Here is a 20,983-nt window from a genome sequence, read left to right on the forward strand (position 1 = left end):
GCTACCAATAAACCATGATAAAACCGTTTTTTCCAGCGATTCTACTTTTAAGCAGTATTTCAGCCTTCGGGCAAGAAATATCGCTGTCGATTCGCGGAGTATCAGGAGAGTTGGAGCAAAATGTTGAAACTTATCTGCAGGCAATTCCTAGCCAAGACTATAGTACCAGTTTGCGTTTTCAAGCTCGGGTCGAAAAGCGTTTAACTGAAGCACTCAATGCACTTGGTTATTATCATCCCAACTTTTCATTTGAGACAAACAGTGGAGAGCAGGAATTAGTCATCACTATTGTGCCCGGAGAGCCAGTCTTGATTGCGCTGGTGGACATAGAGTTAAGTGGTGAAGCGCATGATGATCAAGCTTTTAAGACCTTGATTGAGCGCAGTGGTCTCAAACAGGGGCAAGTATTAAACCATAGTTTGTATGATGGGCTGAAATCGCGCATTCGTAACCTTGCTTTGCAAAGAGGTTATTTTGATGGAGATTACACGGTAAGTCGACTGGAGGTGTCGCCAAATTTAGATCAAGCCTTTATTCGACTTCATTTTGATAGTGGTATTCGTTATGCCTTTGGCCAAAGCTCGATTACCGGTAGCCAAATAGACTTGATGCGTGTTGAATCCTTGTCACCTTACAAACAGGGCGATCCCTATTTGGCTACAGCTGTAGGCGAATATAACCAAAACCTGTCCAACACGGAATGGTTCTCATCTGTCTTAGTTGAACCTGATCTTTCTCATCTGGGAGAAGGGAGAGAGTTACCTATGAAGGTCTCTTTAGCGCCGCAGGCGAGAAATCAGCTAGAAACAGGTCTTGGTTACTCAACAGATGTTGGTGCAAAAGGATCGCTCAAATGGAAACAGCCTTGGGTCAATAGCAACGGCCATAGTTTCACTAGCAGCTTTTCAATTTCTGGGCCAGAGCAAACCGTCACAGCAGGCTATAAAGTCCCACTAGAGGATGCTCTAAATGAGTATTATCAGCTTAAGTACGGTATGAAAAACTTAGATAACCGAGATACGCAAAGCTTAGAGTCGAATCTAGCCCTAGAGCGTCATTGGCTACTTGATAACGGATGGCACCGAGCCCTTTATATTCGATATTTGTTGGAAAACTATGAGCAAGGCCTCCAAGATGACTCTGGACAATTCTTATTGCCCGGTTTTAGTTTTAGCCGCAGCAGAATACGTGGCGGGGCAATGCCAAGTTGGGGAGATAAACAATCGCTGAGCCTTGAATTTGGTGATGACAGAGCATTGTCAGAGACTAGGGTTATCCGCCTACAAGGTGGGATGACATGGATTCGTAGTGCAGGGCAAAATCATAGAGGGATCTTTCGTTTAGATGGCGGTGCCAACATCACTGAAGACTTTGAACGATTATCACCGTCTTTGCGCTTTTTTGCTGGTGGTGATAACAACTTGCGCGGCTATAACTATCAATCTATTTCACCGACTGACAGCAGTGGAGCCTTGACGGGTGCTAAATATATGGCCACTTCTTCACTGGAATATCAATACCGAATTTATGGCAATTGGTGGGGAGCGGCTTTTTACGACTATGGCGATGCGTTTAATGATGAACCTGACTTCAAACGTGGTACAGGAGTAGGTGTTCGCTGGGAATCTCCCGTGGGACCAGTCAGATTAGACTTTGCTTGGGGGTTAGATGCTACCCCAGGTGATGAGTTTAAAATTCATTTCACATTGGGCCCAGAGCTATGACCCAGTTTGTTATAAGATGGTCTAAGTGGTTTTCAATTGCGGCAATGACGCTAATATTTGCTGTTGTTCTCGGCCTATCGGTTATTTTGTTTACCACTTCCGGGTTAAAGTTTGTCATTTGGGCGGCCGAAAAGTCGCTGCCACAGCTTGAAATCGAGTCCTACTCTGGAGCACTTTTTCCGCGCTTCACTCTCAATAAGGTCTCATATCAAGACCAAGCACTAAATTTAGATATAGGCGTCAATTCTATCACTCTTGGTGTTGATGTTTCGTGCCTTGTAGGGGCAAGTATTTGTATTGACGAACTTACCCTTAATGGCCTTAAATTTTATATGCCTGAAACATCATCAGATCCACAAAATTCCGCTGAGCCAGAAACAGGAAGCCAAAGCAGTGTTAGCTTACCGATACCGCTGACTGCTAAACGTTTATCACTGTCTGATCTTGATCTCAATATTCTTGGTTATCGGGCTCAAGTCGGGGTTTTCACCACTGGATTGAGCTGGGTGGGACAGCGCTTAACTATTGATAAAACCTTGTTAAGTAAGACTCGTCTAACCTTGGCGCCAGAACAAAATACGCCAAAACCAGCTAGCGCCTCATCGACTAGTCAGCAGCATGACATTGAGTTACCTAGTGTCGTTTTACCCTTGGATATAAACCTGAAACGATTAGATATTCATGATTTTACTTTGGTACAAGACACACCTGTTGTAGTAAACAATTTAGCGATTGAAGCACAGGCGGTAGGTTCAAAAATTAATCTACGAGCCATGCAGTTAGATATGCCTCAATTGGCTGCCAAGCTTAATGGAGCAGTGACTTTTCTGGAAGACTACCCTATCAGCCTAGATCTGCAAACAACCATTAAACAGCCTGTTGCTAAAGGTCAAATCATCAATCTTAAGGCTTCGGGCAGTGTTGCTAATCTCTCGTTAGAGAGTGAGCTAGGTGGTTTAACTAAAGGAAAAATCCAAGCCTTTGTTCAGCCGCTGCGAAAAGATCTTCCATTTGAACTTTCCTTATTAGACGTTCAGGCCCAGTGGCCTTTATTGGGAGAGGGAGATTACTTTGTTGCTGTGGATAGCTTGAAGAGTAAAGGCTCGTTAGATATCTATAACATTGCTCTCGATGCCAAGATTTCAGGTAAAGAAATACCTGAAGCTCAACTGACCATTTTGGGCCGAGGTGATCTGCAGCAAATTGATTTAGAGACACTCTCATTGAAAACCTTAGGAGGGGAGGTGTCTGGTCAGGTGATGGCGAATTGGCAAGCCCCAATTAACTGGTCTGCCGATCTCTTACTGACGGGTATTCAGCCAGGTAGGCAATGGCAAGATGCCGAAGGAAAAATCAGTGGTCGTTTGACCACTTCTGGTGCTTTGACAAACCAAGGTGGATGGAAAATAGCGGTTCCTAAGTTAGATATTGACGGTGTTGTACGTGACTATCCACTCAAGCTCTTGGGGCAACTGTCAGCCTCTGATGAAACCGGAACAGGGGGCATCAAGGTGACCACGTCGGGGCTCGCTTTATCCCACGGGCCAAACTTTGTGAAGGCCAATGGTGTCATTGAACAAGCGTCGGATATGAAGGTAGAGGTTTCTTTTGCGGATATGTCGCTAACCGTGCCTAATCTACGCGGTAACGTAAAAGGAAACCTAATATTAAAAGACAGTATCCAACAGCCTAGAATTGGTGTGATGCTCAAAGCGAGGGATGTCGGCTGGGGTAAAGATATCGATGCTAAAACTATTGATCTAGAAGGTGAGTTATCCCCGCTTACTCAAATCGCAGGTAACATAAAACTATCGGTATTTAATGCTCACTATCAGAATTACGTTATCGATCAGGTTTTGTTAAATACAAAAGGTAATGAGAAAAGTCATACGCTCAGCTTAGATGTCGTGTCGGATATCGTTTCCACCCAACTCAATCTTCACGGAGAGCTAGAGCGTCTTCCTGAGCTGGTTTGGAGAGGCAATTTAGATGGGATGTTTATTAAATCAAAACAAGGGGTATGGACATTAGCGGGCGCGACTCCGGTGGGGTACTCCGCTCAATCTCAGCAAGTTTTTTTTGCAGCTCACTGTTGGCAGCAAGAGGGAGCCTCAATTTGCTTGGATAAGGATATACATGCGGGTAAAAGTGGTGAAGCTAAGGTTTCCATATCCAATATCGACTTTAGTCAGTTGCAATCTATTTTCCCTAAAAAAACAGAGCTTAAAGGCGATCTTAATCTTTCCGCTATGGCGAGCTGGGCTCCTGATACTCCACCAGTCCTCACAGTGGACCTTGGGATGGGGCAGGGCATGGTGAATGATCATGGTGCACATCCAATTCGTTTGGGCTGGGAGAGCGTTAGTTTAAAGGCGGCATTAAAAGATAATGTATTATCAACCAACTGGCTAGTTGACTTGGCTGACAATGGAAATTTTTCAGGTCATGCCAAGGTATTCAATGTTGTCGATACAAACAAGTCTTTGGATGGAGAACTGCAATTAACTGAACTCAAATTGGATTTTCTCGAACCATTTTTGGGCGACTATAGTCAGTTTAAATCAACGCTTAATTCTCAATTGTCTTTCACAGGCCCAATAATGAAGCCCAAATTAAAAGGGAAGTTTGTGCTTGATGATCTCCTTCTAAAAGGCGAAGTAACCCCTGTAGAAATTGAGTCTGGAAATATTGATGTCAACTTTTCTGGATATGGTGCAAGCTTGACCGCAGCTGTTGATACACCGGATGGGCAGTTACAAGCGAAAGGAGAAGCCGATTGGCGAGACCTTAAAAAGTGGCAAACCAATCTGCGAGTGTTTGCTGATGAGCTTATGGTAGATCTCCCTCCTATGGTGAAAGTCAAAGTTATACCTGATATGACAATATCAGCCTCGCCAAAACAAGCTCGCATCGACGGTACGATAGCTTTGCCGTGGGGAAAGATTGTGGTTGAAGAGCTGCCTCCTAGTGCTATTGGCGTGTCTAAAGATCAAGTGCTCCTAAACGAACATTTAGAACCAGAAAGTACAGAGCCGACGATTCCGTTTAGTATCGAAACCAATGTTAATATCAGTATTGGCGACGAGCTTAAGTTGTCCGCGTTTGGTCTTGAAGGTGATTTATCTGGAAACTTAAATGTCTCGCAGAGAGATAAAGGACCGTTTGTGACTGGAGAGGTAAATATTATAGATGGCTCTTATCGCTCTTTTGGTCAGGATTTGATCATCCAACAAGGAAAGATCTTGATGAATGGACCTGTTGATCAGCCTTTTGTGCAAATCACCGCGATACGTAATCCTGATAACACTCAAAACGATTACACTGCTGGAATTAAGGTGATAGGTCCGGTTGATGAGCCAAGTGTGACAATATTTTCAGAACCAAGCTTGCCACAAGCGAATGCATTATCATACTTACTACGTGGCCGAGACATTGATGGGGAGTCAGGTGGTAATAGTGTGACCTCCACTTTAATTGGTCTTAGTTTAGCTAAGAGTGGCCGAGTTGTAGGAGAGATCGGTGAAGCATTCGGTGTTCAGGATCTGCACCTTGACACGGCAGGCTCAGGAGACGACTCACAAGTTACGGTTAGCGGTTATGTACTCCCCGGCTTACAAGTCAAATACGGTGTAGGTATTTTCGATTCGGTTGGAGAATTCACAGTTCGCTATCGTTTGATGCAAGATCTTTACGTTGAAGCGATATCTGGGTTAGATAGTGCGGTTGAGTTACTTTACCAGTTTGAATTTAATTAATGAGAAAGTGAGATTGCAGCATGCAACATTTAGTTTTTGTGTATGGAACATTGAGGCAGGGGGAAAGAAACCATAACTATCTTTCAGGGAATCAATGTTTAGGCCAGTGTGAAAGCTTACCTCATTACGCTCTCTATGATCTTGGCTCATACCCTGCGGTGGTTGAAGGTCATGACTCTATCTTAGGTGAAGTTTATCTTATTAATGATCAGACGCTTAGCGAGTTGGATCAATTAGAAGATGTGCCGGTTGAATATCGACGAGATCAGATTGAAACGCCTTTTGGTCAAGCTTGGATATACATCTATCAAAACAGCAGTAAACTCGATACGCTCATTTCATCAGGGGATTGGTGCCAAAGGGTATAGGAGTGTTAAAAAGAGCCTAACAGGCTCTTTTTAATAAGATTATTTTTTTGCGCGTTGGTAAGATTCGAGGATCTCTTTTCTTGCTGACTCAACATCTTCCCAGCCATCGACTTTTACCCACTTTCCAGACTCAAGCTCTTTGTAGCGCTCAAAGAAGTGGGTGATTTGTGCTTTAAGAAGTTCAGGCAGATCTTGAACGTCTTGAATATGATCATACTCTTTAGACAGCTTGCTATGTGGAACAGCGACCACTTTGGCATCTTCACCAGACTCATCTGTCATTTTCAAAACACCTACAGGGCGGCAGCGAATAACAGACCCTGGCATTAAAGGATGTGGTGTTGGAACTAGCACATCAACTGGGTCACCATCGAGTGACAATGTGTGGTTAACATAACCATAGTTACATGGATAAAACATAGGTGCAGACATAAAGCGGTCGACAAATACAGCCCCTGATTCTTTATCTACTTCATATTTGATTGGATCTGCGTTAGCTGGGATTTCGATCACCACGTAGATATCATCTGGAAGCGATTTTCCTGCCGGCACGTTATTTAAACTCATTTGGGTAATTCCTTGTTTGTATTGACTTCTATTAGGGACGCTTATCTCGTTGCGAAATGTCGCTTAAAACCTTAACGCGAGCCTATAGAAGTACTGGGCTATATAAGATCGCAATACCTTACTGCTAAACTTGGTTTTTTGTAAACTGGATAAGGCGAGATTTGGTTCAAGAAAATGTGAAAAAGGCGCGAAGTCGCGCCCTATAATTTAATCTTCTTGGTGCTGGAGTAAAAATTCTTCTACTTTCTTAACCATGTTTTTAGAGCCAACAAAAAAAGGCACGCGTTGGTGCAATTCAGTTGGTTTTAGATCCATGATTCGATTTTGGCCATCAGATGCTACGCCACCAGCTTGTTCAATAATATAAGCCATAGGATTGCACTCGTAGAGCAGGCGCAGTTTACCACTAGGGTGGCTTTGAGTACTTGGATACAAGTAAATTCCACCTTTTAGAAGGTTTCGATGGAAGTCTGCGACTAGTGAGCCAATATAGCGAGAAGTGTAAGGCCTGTGCTCAGATGGCTCATTTTCTTGGCAATACTTAATGTATTTTTTTACGCCCATAGGGAAGCGAATGTAGTTACCCTCGTTGATCGAGTAGATGGTTCCATCGTCAGGTATCATCATATTCTCGTGTGAGAGACAGAAGGTGCCTAAAGAAGGATCATAAGTAAAGCCGTTGACTCCTTTGCCCGTTGTGTATACCAACATAGTGGATGAACCGTAAATAACATAGCCAGCGGCGACTTGTTTATGTCCTGGTTGCAGGAAATCTTCCTGAGTTGGTGGAGTACCAATAGGGGAAACTCGACGATAGATAGAGAAGATGGTACCGACAGAGACGTTGACGTCGATATTAGATGAACCATCAAGAGGATCCATAAGGACCACATACTTGGCGTTTTTGTTGAGCTCTTTATTAAACGCTACTGCTTCATCTTCCTCTTCACTTGCTACGCCACAAACTTGATCTCGGGCTTCTAATGCCGCTTTGAATTTATCGTTCGCGTAGACATCGAGTTTTTGCTGATCCTCACCTTGGATGTTCTCGCTGCCAACGGCACCTGTGATATCGCCTAGACCTGCGGCGTTGATTTCACGGTTAACAATTTTGGCCGCTAGGCGAATGGATGAAAGTAGAGATGATAAATCACCGCTAGCGTGGGGGAAGTCCGCTTGTTTCTCGACAATAAATTCGCCAAGGGTGCGCATACCAGACATGGTTTTTCCTTTAAGTCGCTTCAATAGTAGGGTATTGGCTTTGGTGTTCTCTAACGGAGCACTCTATTGCCAAGCCTTATTCTAAAAGCTATTTCTTATTATTGGTAATAAACTAACTGACCAAGATCTCGTTTTACTGGTTATGTAACAAAACTTTTCGCTAGAGTTGGCTGAATTGCCTATTTTAGCTTCTCTTATCGCAGGTAAAAGCCATTCATTTTTAGTTTTACTGTCTTGGAGGGCCGATATTTGTGGCTTTTCAACCAAAACCTAACCAAAGGTTCTCGCATTTACGCGTATAATCACCATAATAGCTAGTCAACTCTAACCTGAGGAGAAGGTTGTAGATGCATATTCATATCTTGGGGATTTGTGGAACTTTTATGGGCGGAGCTGCAGTTTTGGCTCGTCAGTTAGGCCACAAAGTTACTGGTAGTGATGCAAATGTTTACCCGCCGATGAGTACTTTACTTGAATCTCAGGGTATCGATATCATTGAGGGCTTTGATCCTTCTCAGCTTGAGCCAGCTCCCGATCTTGTTGTGATTGGCAATGCGATGAGTCGTGGTAACCCTTGTGTTGAACATGTTCTCAATAGCAATCTGCGTTACACATCCGGTCCTCAGTGGTTGCAGGAGTTTCTTCTTCATGACCGTTGGGTGCTTGCGGTGTCTGGCACTCACGGTAAAACCACCACTTCAAGTATGTTGGCATGGATTTTAGAAGAATGTGGTTATCAACCTGGATTCTTGGTCGGAGGGGTATTGGGAAACTTTGGTGTCTCAGCTCGCTTGGGCGAAAGTATGTTTTTTGTCGTGGAAGCCGATGAATATGATAGCGCTTTTTTCGACAAGCGGTCAAAGTTTGTTCATTATCACCCTCGCACCTTGGTGATCAACAATCTTGAGTTCGATCATGCAGACATATTCGATGATCTTGAAGCGATAAAGCGGCAATTTCATCATTTAGTCAGAACAGTTCCAGGCAATGGCCGTATTCTTGTACCGCAAAATACAGACATTGATGATGTACTTGAGCGTGGATGCTGGAGTGAAAAAGAAGTCACAGGTTTGCAAGGTGATTGGCGAGCAGAAAAAATGCTGGCTGATGGCTCTCAATTTAAGGTGTTTTTTCAAGACGTAGAGTCTGGTGTGGTTAAATGGGACTTGGTTGGTGATCATAATGTTGACAATGCTTTGATGGCGATTGCTGCAGCTCGCCATGTTGGTGTTGTACCAGAGCTGGCATGTCAGGCGCTAACTAAATTTATTAATACCCGACGCAGACTGGAACTAAAAGGCGAGGTTAACCAAGTTCGAGTCTATGATGATTTTGCCCATCATCCAACAGCGATTGAACTTACTCTTGGTGGATTGCGTAATAAGGTTGGCAGTCAGCGTATCTTTGCTGTGCTCGAGCCGCGCAGTGCGACGATGAAAAGAGGCGTGCATAAAGATACTCTGGCTGCTTCACTTCATCAGGCAGATGAGGTGTTCTTGTATCAGCCAGACAATATTGATTGGTCTGTTGCCGATATTGCAGAGCAGTGTAATCAGCCTGCATATACGTCAAACAGTGTCGATATTATAGTTGATATGGTCACAGAAAGAATTATGCCAGGCGATCAAATCCTAGTAATGAGTAACGGCGGCTTTGAAGGCATACAAGAAAAGTTGTTAGCCAAACTTGCCGAGTAAATGAATCTAGTAGTATGAATGAAACAAACAACAAGGCCATTACATTGGCCTTCACAGGGGCATCAGGAGCGCCATACGGATTGAGGCTTCTGCAGTGCTTACTCGCCGCTGAGTATCAGGTTCACTTGTTGATATCTTCTGCAGCAAGAGTGGTGCTTGCCACTGAACACGATATGAAACTGCCCGGCAACCCTCAAGCTATCCAAGCAACCTTGGTTGAATACCTTGGTTGTGATTCTGAACAATTGCATGTCTATGGTAAAGACGATTGGTTTTCTCCCGTGGCGTCAGGTTCTGCTGCGCCGAAACAGATGGTGGTTTGTCCTTGTTCTTCAGGCAGTGTTGCAGCAATTGCCCATGGTATGTCGGATAATCTTATTGAGCGAGCGGCAGATGTTGTTATTAAAGAGCGTGGCCAATTACTCTTGGTTGTGCGAGAAACTCCGTTTTCGACTTTGCATTTGGAAAATATGCTCAAACTTTCTCAAATGGGCGTGACTATCATGCCAGCAGCACCTGGCTTTTACCATCAACCGTCTTCAATAGAGGATCTGGTAGATTTTATGGTCGCTCGAGTGCTGGATCATTTAGGTGTAGAACAAAAGATGGTGCCACGCTGGGGATATGACTCTAGATAAATAACTCAATTCCCATTACAATTCGGTCAACACTCAACGGGGAGCTGGTTATCACTATTAGTGATAAGGCTGAGATTAGGCATTGCCTAGGACCCGTATACCTGAACCAGATAATACTGGCGTAGGAATTGAGTCAAAATATTTGTGATAAATGTTTGCTCAAACCTGTGCCGCTCAATCAAGGAGAGCGAGCAGTGAAAACCCTTCATAGCACTATAGCTTTAGCGCTATTTGCATCATTTTCAGCATCATCAGCGGATAATACATTAACCGTATATACCTATGATTCTTTTGCGGCTAAATGGGGCCCTGGCCCTAAAATAGAGCAAGCATTTGAGGAAAAATGTCACTGCGACTTGAACTTTGTTGCTTTAGATGACGGTGTATCAATTCTTAATCGCTTGCGTTTAGAAGGTAAAAATAGCAAGGCAGATATCGTACTCGGCTTAGATAAGAACTTAATGCCTGAAGCAAAGAAAACTGGCTTGCTCACTGAACATCAGGTTGATACCAAAACGGTCGACTTGCCTAATGGCTGGAGTGACTCAGTATTTCTGCCCTATGATTTTGGTTATTTTGCCTTTGTATATAACAAGGAAAAATTGTCAAAGCCGCCTAAAAGCCTTAAAGAGCTGGTTGAATCTCGTGACGACCTTAAAGTCATTTATCAAGATCCGCGTACCTCTACGCCGGGTCAAGGTTTGATGCTATGGATGAAGTCTGTTTATGGCGATGCAGTCTCTCCTGCTTGGCAGCAGTTAGCGAAGAAAACAGTGACAGTGACGAAAGGGTGGTCTGAAGCCTATTCGTTATTTCTTGATGGTGAAGCCGACATGGTGCTCTCGTATACCACATCTCCTGCTTATCACTTGATTGCAGAGAATGACGCAAAGTTTGCTGCTGCGGATTTTAGCGAAGGTCATTATACCCAAGTTGAAGTCGCTGCTAAGGTCAAATCATCAAAAAATCCTCAATTGGCAGACCAATTTATGGCCTTTATTTTGAGCGATGACTTTCAATCTCTGATGCCTACGGGTAACTGGATGTATCCGGTCACAGATGTCACTTTACCTGAGGGCTTTGACACTCTCACCGTTCCCAATAAAGCACTGAGCTTAAATGAAGAAGAGGTGGCTCAAAACCGCAAGGCATGGATTAGAGAATGGCAAAGCGCTTTGACTTTCTAAGGGTACCTTTTGTATAAAATCCCCAAGCTAGGACTCTGGGTCGCGATATGCATCGCGGCCTTTGTTGTTTGTGCCATTGGTGCATTGCTATCTTTTACTCCTTCATTAGATCTGTCGCAAATATGGTCTGATCCTTATTATCGACATGTCACTAAGTTCAGTTTCTATCAAGCCTCATTATCAACTTTGTTGAGTGTAGGGCTTGCTATTCCAGTTGCTCACGCTTTGTATCGAAATTCATTTGTTGGTAAGCAGTGGGTACTCAAGCTCTTTTCCGCCACTTTAGTATTGCCTGTGTTGGTCGGAATATTTGGGCTGGTGTCCATCTATGGCAATAAAGGTTTAATAGTTGAACTACTTGATTGGATGGGGCTTGAAGCGCCATTTTCTATTTACGGCCTTAAAGGCATTTTATTTGCTCACGTATTTTTTAATTTGCCCTACGCCAGTCGATTATTACTTATGGCCCTAGAGTCTATTCCTTGCGAGCAACACAAACTTTGTGCTCACCTTGGAATGACACATTGGCATAAATTTAAATGGATAGAATGGCCTAGACTGCGTCAGCAATTGCCCCATGTGATTGGTTTGGTGTTTATGCTGTGCTTTACCAGTTTTGCGACTGTAATGGCGCTGGGGGGAGGCCCCAAATCAACCACCATTGAACTGGCTATCTATCAGGCGATAAAGTTTGACTTTGACTTGCAAGCAGGCGCGATTTTAGCGTTATGGCAAATGCTATTGTGCAGCCTTATTGCTTTCGCTGTGCATCGCTTGGCAAGGCCTATTTCGGTCACAGCTTCGACGCAAATTAGCGACCATTTCTCTCTATCCGCTTCGTGGAGATCTCGCATATGGGATGGTTTTTGGATTATCTTTAGTCTTTTGTTGGTGATTCCACCACTGTTTATGGTGGTATGGAGTGGATTCAATGCCCAAGCGGTCAAGGTGCTTAGCGACCCAGCGTTTTGGAATGCTTTGTGGACATCGTGCAAGATAGCGCTGTTGGCCAGTGGTTTTGCTCTTTTCGCTGGCATTGCTATTTTGTTGACCAGTCGACGTCTGAGGTTGAATACCAAAGCCCGTTTTGCTGATCAAATTGAACTGATCGGAACCATTATTCTAGTCACACCAAGTTTGGTTATTGCGACTGGATTGTTTTTATTACTGCGAAGTTTTACGGATGTGTTCAGTTTAGGTTTTGTGGTGGTGGTGATGGTTAACGCTTTGATGGGATTACCCTATGTGATCAAAACCCTATCCCAACCTATGTTGCATATTGAGCAACAATATCAATATTTGTGTGCCAGCCTTGGTATCAAAGGTTGGCAACGCTTTCGATTGATTGAATGGCGAGCATTGCGCAAGCCACTAGCTCATGCATTGGCTATCAGTTTTATGTTTGCTATCGGCGATCTTAGTGCCATTGCTTTGTTTGGCAGCCAAGAGTTTCGGACTTTACCGCTGTATTTGTTCCAACTATTAGGAAGTTATCAAATTGCAGCAGCAGCTGTGGTCTCTCTAACTCTTTTAATTTTGAGTCTAGGCTGCTTTGCTTTGATAGAAACCTTGTTCAAAGCTAACTCTAAGGTGAAATATGCTCACGTTTAAAGATGTTTGTTACCATTACCAACAAGATACCTTCCTGTTTGAATTAGATATTCAGCAGGGAAGCCGAGTTGCTGTTATGGGCCCAAGTGGTGCTGGTAAATCAACATTATTGGCTCTCGCAGCGGGTTTTATACAACCAAAAAGTGGTGAAATTGTTGCTAATGGAGAGGATATTGTAAAACTTGAACCTTATCAGCGGCCATTTGCATTCTTGTTTCAAGAGCATAATTTGTTCGCTCACCTTAGCGTAAGAGAGAATATAGGTTTAGGCTTACATCCTGGCTTGAAGCTGAGCCAAGAGCAGCGTTCTATGGTTGAGCAAGCCGCCAAGCAGGTTGGTATCGACGAGTATTTGGATCGTTTACCCGAGCAACTATCTGGTGGCCAGCGCCAGAGGGTGGCGTTAGCCCGATGCTTTGTCCAGCCTCATCCTATATGGCTTTTAGATGAGCCTTTTTCAGCATTAGACCCCATCTTACGTGAAGAAATGCTCGCATTGGTCAATAAACTTGCCACTGAACGCAATATTACCCTTGTAATGGTGACTCATCATCTCAGTGATGCTAGAGCCATAGGATCACATTTTGCCTATGTCGATAAGGGCAAAGTTTGGGCATCAGGCAATATTGAGGATTTAACGTCCGAGCATAAAGACCCAATATTGAGTGAGTTTGTCAAAGCAGGGCAGGGTTGAAGTACACAACTAAGGCTAGCGATTTAGCACGCTAGCCTTAATTATTTATCAAGTTTAATGCTAAGTTCGTGGAGTGTTAAAACTCTTCATCGTGGAGTGCTTTGAGCACTTGGAATATCTCGCGGTACGCTTTAGCAGGCTTACCAGCACTCTTTTCTTTTACTGCTTGACGCGCTAACTGTCGTAGGCGCTGGCGATCGGCTTGCGGGTAAAGTTCCAGTACGTCAGCAATCGCGTCATCGCCTTCTGTGAGCATACGATCGCGAAGCTGCTCTAACTTATGTAAGGCAGCGGTTGCTTGCGAGTGCTTGTTACGCACTTTGTCTAATGCGGCTTGCAAAGGCTCTGGGTCTTCAAAGCGCATCAACTTGCCGATATATTGAAGCTGACGTCTGCGAGCCTCGTTTTTAAAACGTTGCGCATCTTTAATGGCGTCTGCCAAGTCTTCACTGAGCGGAAATTTTTCAAGCACAGAAGGCTTTAGATTCACTAATTCTTCGCCTAGCTTCTGCAACTCTTCCATGTCACGTTTCATCTCAGTCTTACTGACCCAAATGATTTCTTCCTCTTCTTCCCATGGCGCTTTTTGGTTCTTACGTGCCATTTTTCTGCCTTAATTTAACTGTCTATTTCTCTATTTTAACAAGAATCATGGGGAGAAAGCGAAATTCTTGTTATCCTAGGAAGAATATACCTAAAGCATGAAGAAAATATGGACGTAAAACAGCAAATTGCTCAGCAAAGCGTTGAGCTCGAAGCCGTGGTTGCAAAAGCACTCGAAATGGCTGCGCAAAAATCCGATGGTGCTGAAGTCGCGATCACAAAGAGCACTGGATTAAGTGTTTCTACTCGGATGTGTGAGGTAGAAAATGTTGAGTTTAACAGTGATGGTGCCTTAGGTATTACTGTGTTTAAAGGGCAGAGAAAGGGCAGCGCCTCGACATCTGATTTGAGTGAAAAGGCGATACAACAAACGGTTTTGGCGGCGCTTGATATCGCCAATTTTACTTCTGAAGACCCTTACTCAGGTCCTGCGCCAAAAGAGCTGATGGTCAAAGAAATACCCGATCTCGACTTATTTCACCCTGATACTCCTGACCCTGATCAGGCAGCGCAAATTGCGATACGGGCTGAGCAGCAAGCGTTATCACACAGCGACAAAATCAAACAAAGTGATGGCGCCAGCTATGACAGTCACTATGGTCTAAAAGTCTATGGTAATAGCCATGGTGTGCTGGCGAGTTATGCATCAAGCCGTCACAGCACCAGTTGCTGTGTTATTGGTGAAGGCAAAAGTGGTGTGATGGAGCGTGATTACAGCTATACGGTTGCGCGCTGTAAAGACGATCTTTGGACGCCAGAATCGGTTGGCGAAAAAGCGGCAGAAAAGACCATTCGTCGTCTTGATGCGCAAAAGCTGAAAACGGGTCAGTACCCAGTTATGTTTGCTGCCGATGTTGCTACTGGCTTGCTTGGTCATCTCGTGATGGCAATCAGTGGTGGTAATTTGTATCGCAAGTCTTCTTTCTTACTTGATCGTTTAGGTCAGCAGGTTTTACCTAACTGGTTCAATATTTCAGAAAAACCTCATGTATTGAGAGGACTGGCTTCAAGCCCATTTGATAGCGAAGGTGTGATAACCCAAGATCGCGAAATTATCTCCGATGGTGTGCTATCGACCTATCTTTTGACCAGCTACGCGGCGCGCAAATTAGATATGACACCAACAGGTCATGCTGGTGGTATTCATAACTGGTACGTGCAATCAACGGGACAAGACTTTGAGCAAATGCTTAAAGAGTTAGGTACAGGCTTTTTGGTTACTGAAGTGATGGGGCAAGGTGTCAACATAGTCACTGGAGACTACTCTCGAGGAGCGGCAGGCTTTTGGGTGGAAAATGGTCAGATACAATATCCAGTTTCTGAAGTGACAATTGCCGGCAATCTTAGTGCTATGTTTGAAAAAATCGCAGCAGTTGGCAGCGATATCGAAACGCGTTCTCAAATTCAGACTGGTTCTATTTTGCTAGAAAGTATGAAAGTGGCAGGAGACTGATAGTCTATCGGAACTATTATCCAGTGATAAAAAAGGGTTGAATGTTCAACCCTTTTTATTTCAAGTGAATTTATTCGAACAACTGACTATGCAGTCTTTGAATCGCGAGCTTAGAATCGGCTTCATTGACCAAAAAGCAAAGGTTGTGTGGACTGGCTCCGTAACAAATCATTCTGAGGTTAAAGTCTTCAAGCGTGCCAAAAACGTGTTTTGCGTAGCCCTTACTTTCACTCATTTTGTTGCCAATTAACGCCACCAGACACAAGTTATGTTCTACTTCGACACTGCATAATTCTTCAAGTTCTGCGCGTGCTTCTTGTGGCAGTTGAGGCGCACCTCCTGCGGTATCAGTTTGATCCAAAGTGAGACTCACACTGATTTCAGATGTGGTAATTAAATCGACCGAAATCTTATGTTTGGCCAAAATTTCAAACACTTTCGCCAAAAAGCCATAAGCGTGAAACATGCGTGCACTGCGTAGCGTAACCATAGTTTGGTTGCAGCGCAGAGCTAGTGCTCGAAATAAAGGCGAATCTTCTACTTGGTGGCGAATCCAAGTGCCACCTTGATCTGGCTGCTTGGATGAGCCTACAAATACGGGGATTTCATGACGAAGTGCAGGCACTAATGTCGAAGGATGGAGGATCTTAGCGCCAAAGTTGGCCATTTCCGACGCTTCGCTGAAACTTATCTCCGCAATAGGCGTTGCCTTAGGGGCAATGCGAGGATCAGTGGTATAAATACCGGGAACATCTGTCCAAATCTCAAGACCTTTAGCTGCCACAGCTTCTGCTATCAGCGCAGCGCTGTAGTCACTACCACCTCGGCCCAATGTGGTCGTATTACCTTGCGCATCTGAGCCAATAAACCCTTGTGTAATAACGATATGCTCTTGGCACAAAGGAACCAATCTTGACTGAGCAAGGCTGAAGATAGTGTCGAGTTCGGGTTCGGCTTTACCAAAGGAGCTATCTGTTCGCAGCACCTCGCGTATATCAAATCGATGAGCATGAATACCGCGTTCTTGCATGAGTTTAGTGAGAAGATGAGTAGACATTAACTCACCGCAAGCAACGAGATGATCGGTGAGCTTTTTACTGGGTTGAATAGAGGCGGCTTCAGCCAAACTAGTCACAGTATCAAGGATTTCATAGATGTCACTGGAGGTTTTGGTAGCATCGCTTAGCTGACTAAGTACGTTTTCGTGGATAGTTGCAAGTTGAGTGAGAAGCTGGCTTCGATGATCATTGTCTGATACGCCATTGGCCAATTCAACCAATAGATTGGTAACCCCAGAACAAGCACTAATCACAACCAGCCTTGTATTTGGTCTTTGCTCGACAATCTCCGCGCAGCGACTCATGGCCTCAAAATTAGCCACACTGGTTCCACCAAACTTAGCAACATTAAAATTGCTCACAGTATTTCTCCCAAAACTTCCTGAAAATGAATAGTAATCCTTTGCTTGAAGAGAGAATGAGCGAGTCGAGGGGCTTATTGTTAGGGCGACCTCAGAAGCTCTTCACCAGACTGAGCTGGTGACAGTTGATGGGACTCAACCCAAGTCAACCGACAGATCAAATCCACAATATTGATCTACCTCGGCACTACTCCCCCTCAGTGTTGTGTATTGGAGTTGTGGCTCCACAAAACACCTACCTGGGTAGTGCTCCTCTTCTGCAAAATGCATAAATACAGTGATAATAAGCACCGTACCTCTTGCATTGAACGTGTTTATGAGCAGTTTGTCAACGGAAACTTTAGTTGGATAATCGATAAAGTGGCAAGGAAAACCGATAGGTTTTCTACTTATTCAAGTAACTAAAAATAGTCGTGCTAGGACTGCGTTTATCGCTTGGCGAAAAAGCTGATTAACCATGACCAACCCAGCCTACCACTCGGCCAACGACCTCTCCCTGATCGATCGTTTCAAACTCTCGGTTTGCGGGAATAAACTTACCGCGATATTTACGTCTGAAGTGGAAAGTGCCACCGGCTTTAACGATCACTAAAGTGTTATCACTGGCCGATTTGATTGGCTCTACGATAATAAAGCAGCCAATAGGGTAATTGATGGCAAAGTCCGAAGAAATCATTGCCGCATCACGAACTCTGAGAGCGTAGCTTTCCGGCTTAGCGCCATTGGGGTAAAAGGTCGAACCTTGTGAGTCTGGCTGCTCTTTTTCTATGTCTGCCCAACTTAGAATATTCACGCTTTTGGTGTGATAACCATGCATTTCTTCCGTTTCCATACGGGTCACGAATTCGCCCAGTGTGGTATCCATTTTTTCGAGTGCGCGTACCAGTACTTGGGTGGGTAAGTCACCCTCTCCCTGTTCAAATCTTCCTATCGTTGCGCGGCTTGCGATACCGACAAAATCTTTTTGCTTTAATTTTTTCGATTTGCGTATTGCCGTAAAAACCTGATGTGCATCTGGCATATGCTTTACTCCTATTTTTAATCTAAACGCCCAACTCAGTTGTTTTACTCTAGAAAAAGAGCTCAGTATGCCTCTGGTTTATCCCAGTGGTGTTGTTATTTTTTCGGTCGATTATAAAGCATCTTATAGCAACAAGAGTGATTTTAGAGTTTTTTTACAGATAAAGTCACCTTATGACACAAAAATAGTGCTTTTGATATGCTTGTTATCCGGTTTTCCATAGTGATGCTAAGGGTTTTAGCTGTGTTTTATTTGCTCTATTACCTACAGGTATTGCTATGTATTGAGTTATAATTATCTCGTTTACTTTACCTTATCTGTTCAAAATAAATAAACAATGCGCCTAAAAGCTCAAATTTGAGTTGTTTTGTTGATTTTATGATTTTTAGATCTAATAATATCTACCTATTGGTTCTTTGAATTTTATTTACGCTCTTAATAGATAAATTTCATATTCAGTAAGGGGGAGTAACTTGACTAATTATGACCAACAGCAACTAGAGGAAACTCGCGCTTTGATTGCGCAGGCGCTGGCTATTTATCAACCACAAAGATCAAGCGCTGGCTTTGATGGTGCTATGTATAATATCGAGCGGCGTCCTGGTTCAAGAAGGCAGGGTGAGCGGACTAGAGATCCACTACACATCAAGGCTTCTCGTTCCCATAAGGGTGCACGGCTCAACTGCTCTGATGATGTGTTTGAGCACTTAAGGGTGCAGAGAGTTCTCAAGTCATTGCCTTCACACTTAGCTAAGTGGTTGATCTATAGGTACGGTGAAAGCTCACCTGATAGTCTAGTTCCGGAGTTAGTCAGCATAGTTGAAGGAGAGTTACCTATAGAAAATTGCCGTAAGCCAACTAAAGCTAAGATTAGGAATATGGTATTTGAGCGTTTGACACGGCGAGAGTTTGTTGACTGCTTACAGCGAAATTTATTTGAGGCAATCGGTGTGAAAAAACAGACATACTTTCAGTGTTATGCTAAGCATAATGATAGTATCACTGATCAGTTTCAAGCTCTCGATGAGCTCTCGTTAAGGACTTTTCAAAGGCAACTTTTGAATCATTAAGTTGATTCTTGAAGTTATGAATCGAAAAAAAAGACTCAAATATGAGTCTTTTTTGTTGCGTTGTCCTGACCTTGCATGATACTATTTTTTCATCATCGAAGAATTGTTAAGTTTTCACGATGACCAATCTAAACTGACCAAGCCCCTCTTATCACTATGAGGGGCTTTTTTGTGAGCATTGCAAATAGATAACTGCATGGAGTTCTTAACTCTCTCTTTTATTTAATAGATAAGAGCTATTGTTTAAGTTAGGTCAGGCAGCTAGCCCATACAATGAGAATCAAGTATCAGTGTGGTATCTATGTCCGAGCCTGCGCTATCTAGTGTGAATTCATAATACTGATAGTTAAAACTAACTGTGGAAAGATTAGGTTTCTCTATTTTTATTTAAGGCTTTTACGTATTCATTCGGAGTTGTTTTTGAATTAAAAACAAAAAAAAGCTCAAATGTGAGTAATTTGTTGTTGCGTTATCCTGACCTTGCATGATAGTATTTTGTCATCGTCGAAGATTTCCTTAGTTATTACCATAACTAGAAACGAATTATCGACTTAAGCCCCTCTCGCCGCAGAGGGGCTTTTTTATCGGTATCGCTTTAATCACCACTCACACCCTTAAGTTGTAATTTATGTTAACGAATGATGAAGAGACCAATGGCTTTTGGCTGTTTGTTGCCGTTTTTATCATTGCGAGATTAGGCGTGATGTTAAAAAAGTCAGAGAAAATCTCACCTAAGATATTTTTTGCAGAAGTGTTTATTGCTTTAGCAATGGCATTTGGGGCGTGGCACTTAGGTTTGATGCAAGGAATGACATACAGCCAAATTGTTGTTTATGGCCTTTTCGGGGCGCTTGGGCATGTTCACATCATTAGATTTACTGTTCAACAAGCCTTTCGGAAAGATGTTTAACTTTTTTATGGAGCCCAAAAATCAAGGTAGATCTCACTACCTATCAATTGGATCCTAATCACTAGGAGCTGAATCAATGGAGCATGGCGCTTTGTCCTCACCACATCTTAAAGAAGCCTGTTTTCTCGTAGGAAAAGCATTTGGAGTTCGTAATTTAGGACACTTTCTGTATGAAATTACTCAAGTTGAGTCAAAGTCAGGTCAAAGAAAAAGTAAGTTTGGCGGGGTTTGTTCAATCTCTCACTATCAATTTGGATTAATGCAACAACACCACAGATTTTACCATCATCGTAAAGTGATTCTGAACTCGCTGGGTATCGACTTGAAGTCGATTAATTTTGCTCATTTATCCAATAACCCTCATCTCTCTTTGATCATAGTCGCCGCATGGTTGCTGGCGAATATCGAACGAGTGCCGAAAAGACGCTTGGACAGGGCTAGGTTATTTTCCAAGTGGTGGAGAGCGATGCCTTGTAGTGAATACATGGAAAAAACCTGTGATTTTCAGCTGGTTTGATCAATCTGGGTTTTGAATATTAACTGCGAAAGCGCCTGTGATAACGGCGCTTTTTTTATCTGTTGAAGTGAGGCATTGAAAATGAACGACATTTCTGACCTTGGTAATTATCTTGAGCGGCTTAACGCACTGCTTACCACCACCCTTGGGCAAAGCGTAAAGGTGCAATACTCAGAGACACCAGACAGCCAACAAGTGAATAAGCCAATTGTTAGCTTGCCGCTGCCAAGTATCGAGCAATGCAATTACTTAGCCGATGACCGTTACCAGCATCTACTCAAAGTGACGGTATTGATTAAGCCAGCTGTGAATCACGCCAATTCTACCCTCGCAGTGGCTAACGTGGCACACAAGATAATCACCTTATTAACTGGCCAGCTTTTTTTAGATCCTGCGCAAATGGGCAATAACGACAATGGCGAGAGTATGGCGCTTGACGCGGAGCTTGATTGTCTAGATGAACCGCAAGAAATCCAAGCAACCCCCTTAGATTTGAGCGCAGAAAATATGGCTTATGCGGTTCGATT

At 43.5% G+C, this 20,983-nt stretch carries 18 protein-coding genes and 2 riboswitches; of the genes, 13 read left to right on the forward strand and 5 right to left on the reverse strand.

Annotation, left to right across the window (positions count from 1 at the left end):
• The first annotated feature begins 14 nt into the window (after positions 1 to 14).
• The 3 genes from AAFM34_RS11980 to AAFM34_RS11990 are packed head-to-tail and all read left to right on the forward strand — an operon-like array spanning position 15 to position 5,847.
• Positions 15 to 1,724 (forward strand): autotransporter assembly complex family protein, encoded by a 1,710-nt coding sequence (locus AAFM34_RS11980; RefSeq protein WP_341663138.1) that lies wholly within the window; start codon positions 15 to 17, stop codon positions 1,722 to 1,724.
• On the forward strand, positions 1,721 to 5,479 hold the full coding sequence (locus AAFM34_RS11985) for a translocation/assembly module TamB domain-containing protein (protein ID WP_341663139.1): 3,759 nt from the start codon (positions 1,721 to 1,723) through the stop codon (positions 5,477 to 5,479). The genes AAFM34_RS11980 and AAFM34_RS11985 overlap by 4 nt, the downstream gene beginning before the upstream one ends.
• A 20-nt stretch (positions 5,480 to 5,499) precedes the next feature.
• Positions 5,500 to 5,847, forward strand: coding sequence for a gamma-glutamylcyclotransferase (locus AAFM34_RS11990; protein WP_341663140.1), 348 nt, complete (start codon positions 5,500 to 5,502; stop codon positions 5,845 to 5,847).
• Between the two features lie 39 nt (positions 5,848 to 5,886).
• Here the strand turns inward: AAFM34_RS11990 and ppa are convergent, their stop codons facing one another.
• Both ppa and fbp read right to left on the reverse strand, forming a co-directional pair.
• Positions 5,887 to 6,414, reverse strand: coding sequence for an inorganic diphosphatase (gene ppa, locus AAFM34_RS11995; RefSeq protein WP_341663141.1), 528 nt, complete (start codon positions 6,412 to 6,414; stop codon positions 5,887 to 5,889).
• Positions 6,415 to 6,621: 207 nt separating this feature from the next.
• Complete coding sequence (fbp, locus tag AAFM34_RS12000; protein ID WP_341663142.1) at positions 6,622 to 7,635, reverse strand: class 1 fructose-bisphosphatase; 1,014 nt, start codon at positions 7,633 to 7,635, stop codon at positions 6,622 to 6,624.
• 347 nt (positions 7,636 to 7,982) lie between these two features.
• Between fbp and mpl the strand changes: the two genes are divergently transcribed.
• The 5 genes from mpl to thiQ all read left to right on the forward strand — a co-directional run bounded on the left by mpl (position 7,983) and on the right by thiQ (position 13,462).
• Positions 7,983 to 9,332, forward strand: a complete 1,350-nt coding sequence (gene mpl / locus AAFM34_RS12005; protein ID WP_341663143.1) for a UDP-N-acetylmuramate:L-alanyl-gamma-D-glutamyl-meso-diaminopimelate ligase — start codon at positions 7,983 to 7,985, stop codon at positions 9,330 to 9,332.
• A gap of 14 nt (positions 9,333 to 9,346) precedes the next feature.
• Positions 9,347 to 9,970 (forward strand): flavin prenyltransferase UbiX, encoded by a 624-nt coding sequence (locus AAFM34_RS12010; RefSeq protein WP_341663144.1) that lies wholly within the window; start codon positions 9,347 to 9,349, stop codon positions 9,968 to 9,970.
• Between the two features lie 27 nt (positions 9,971 to 9,997).
• Positions 9,998 to 10,115: riboswitch (TPP riboswitch) on the forward strand.
• A gap of 49 nt (positions 10,116 to 10,164) precedes the next feature.
• A complete protein-coding gene (thiB, locus tag AAFM34_RS12015) occupies positions 10,165 to 11,157 on the forward strand; it encodes a thiamine ABC transporter substrate binding subunit (protein WP_341663153.1) in 993 nt (330 codons plus the stop codon).
• 9 nt (positions 11,158 to 11,166) lie between these two features.
• Positions 11,167 to 12,768 (forward strand): thiamine/thiamine pyrophosphate ABC transporter permease ThiP, encoded by a 1,602-nt coding sequence (thiP, locus tag AAFM34_RS12020; protein ID WP_341663145.1) that lies wholly within the window; start codon positions 11,167 to 11,169, stop codon positions 12,766 to 12,768.
• Positions 12,755 to 13,462, forward strand: a complete 708-nt coding sequence (gene thiQ / locus AAFM34_RS12025; RefSeq protein WP_341663146.1) for a thiamine ABC transporter ATP-binding protein — start codon at positions 12,755 to 12,757, stop codon at positions 13,460 to 13,462. The genes thiP and thiQ overlap by 14 nt, the downstream gene beginning before the upstream one ends.
• A gap of 76 nt (positions 13,463 to 13,538) precedes the next feature.
• On the opposite strand, the gene yjgA is transcribed toward thiQ, so the two are convergent.
• Complete coding sequence (gene yjgA, locus AAFM34_RS12030; protein ID WP_152429449.1) at positions 13,539 to 14,066, reverse strand: ribosome biogenesis factor YjgA; 528 nt, start codon at positions 14,064 to 14,066, stop codon at positions 13,539 to 13,541.
• 108 nt (positions 14,067 to 14,174) lie between these two features.
• On the opposite strand from yjgA, the gene pmbA reads away from it, so the two are divergent.
• On the forward strand, positions 14,175 to 15,518 hold the full coding sequence (gene pmbA, locus AAFM34_RS12035) for a metalloprotease PmbA (protein ID WP_341663147.1): 1,344 nt from the start codon (positions 14,175 to 14,177) through the stop codon (positions 15,516 to 15,518).
• Positions 15,519 to 15,588: 70 nt separating this feature from the next.
• Here the strand turns inward: pmbA and lysC are convergent, their stop codons facing one another.
• Both lysC and AAFM34_RS12045 read right to left on the reverse strand, forming a co-directional pair.
• Complete coding sequence (gene lysC / locus AAFM34_RS12040) at positions 15,589 to 16,938, reverse strand: lysine-sensitive aspartokinase 3 (RefSeq protein ID WP_341663148.1); 1,350 nt, start codon at positions 16,936 to 16,938, stop codon at positions 15,589 to 15,591.
• An 87-nt stretch (positions 16,939 to 17,025) separates the two neighbouring features.
• A riboswitch (Lysine riboswitch) is annotated at positions 17,026 to 17,203 on the reverse strand.
• A gap of 186 nt (positions 17,204 to 17,389) precedes the next feature.
• Positions 17,390 to 17,959, reverse strand: coding sequence for a helix-turn-helix transcriptional regulator (locus AAFM34_RS12045; protein ID WP_341663149.1), 570 nt, complete (start codon positions 17,957 to 17,959; stop codon positions 17,390 to 17,392).
• A gap of 473 nt (positions 17,960 to 18,432) precedes the next feature.
• Here AAFM34_RS12045 and AAFM34_RS12050 point away from each other — a divergent pair, with 473 nt between their 5' ends.
• From AAFM34_RS12050 to AAFM34_RS12065, 4 genes are all read left to right on the forward strand, one after another.
• Entirely contained in the window at positions 18,433 to 19,029 is a 597-nt protein-coding gene (locus AAFM34_RS12050) for a hypothetical protein (RefSeq protein WP_341663150.1), read from the forward strand.
• 628 nt (positions 19,030 to 19,657) lie between these two features.
• Positions 19,658 to 19,939 (forward strand): hypothetical protein, encoded by a 282-nt coding sequence (locus AAFM34_RS12055; protein WP_114787512.1) that lies wholly within the window; start codon positions 19,658 to 19,660, stop codon positions 19,937 to 19,939.
• 76 nt (positions 19,940 to 20,015) lie between these two features.
• Positions 20,016 to 20,456: a hypothetical protein gene (locus tag AAFM34_RS12060; RefSeq protein ID WP_239174217.1), complete on the forward strand. Its 441-nt coding sequence runs from the start codon at positions 20,016 to 20,018 to the stop codon at positions 20,454 to 20,456.
• 81 nt (positions 20,457 to 20,537) lie between these two features.
• Positions 20,538 to 20,983 (forward strand): hypothetical protein (locus AAFM34_RS12065; RefSeq protein WP_341663151.1); only part of this gene is annotated, 446 nt, incomplete at its 3' end.

Origin of the sequence: Vibrio sp., assembly GCF_038138445.1 — a bacterium.
Taxonomy (GTDB): domain Bacteria; phylum Pseudomonadota; class Gammaproteobacteria; order Enterobacterales; family Vibrionaceae; genus Vibrio.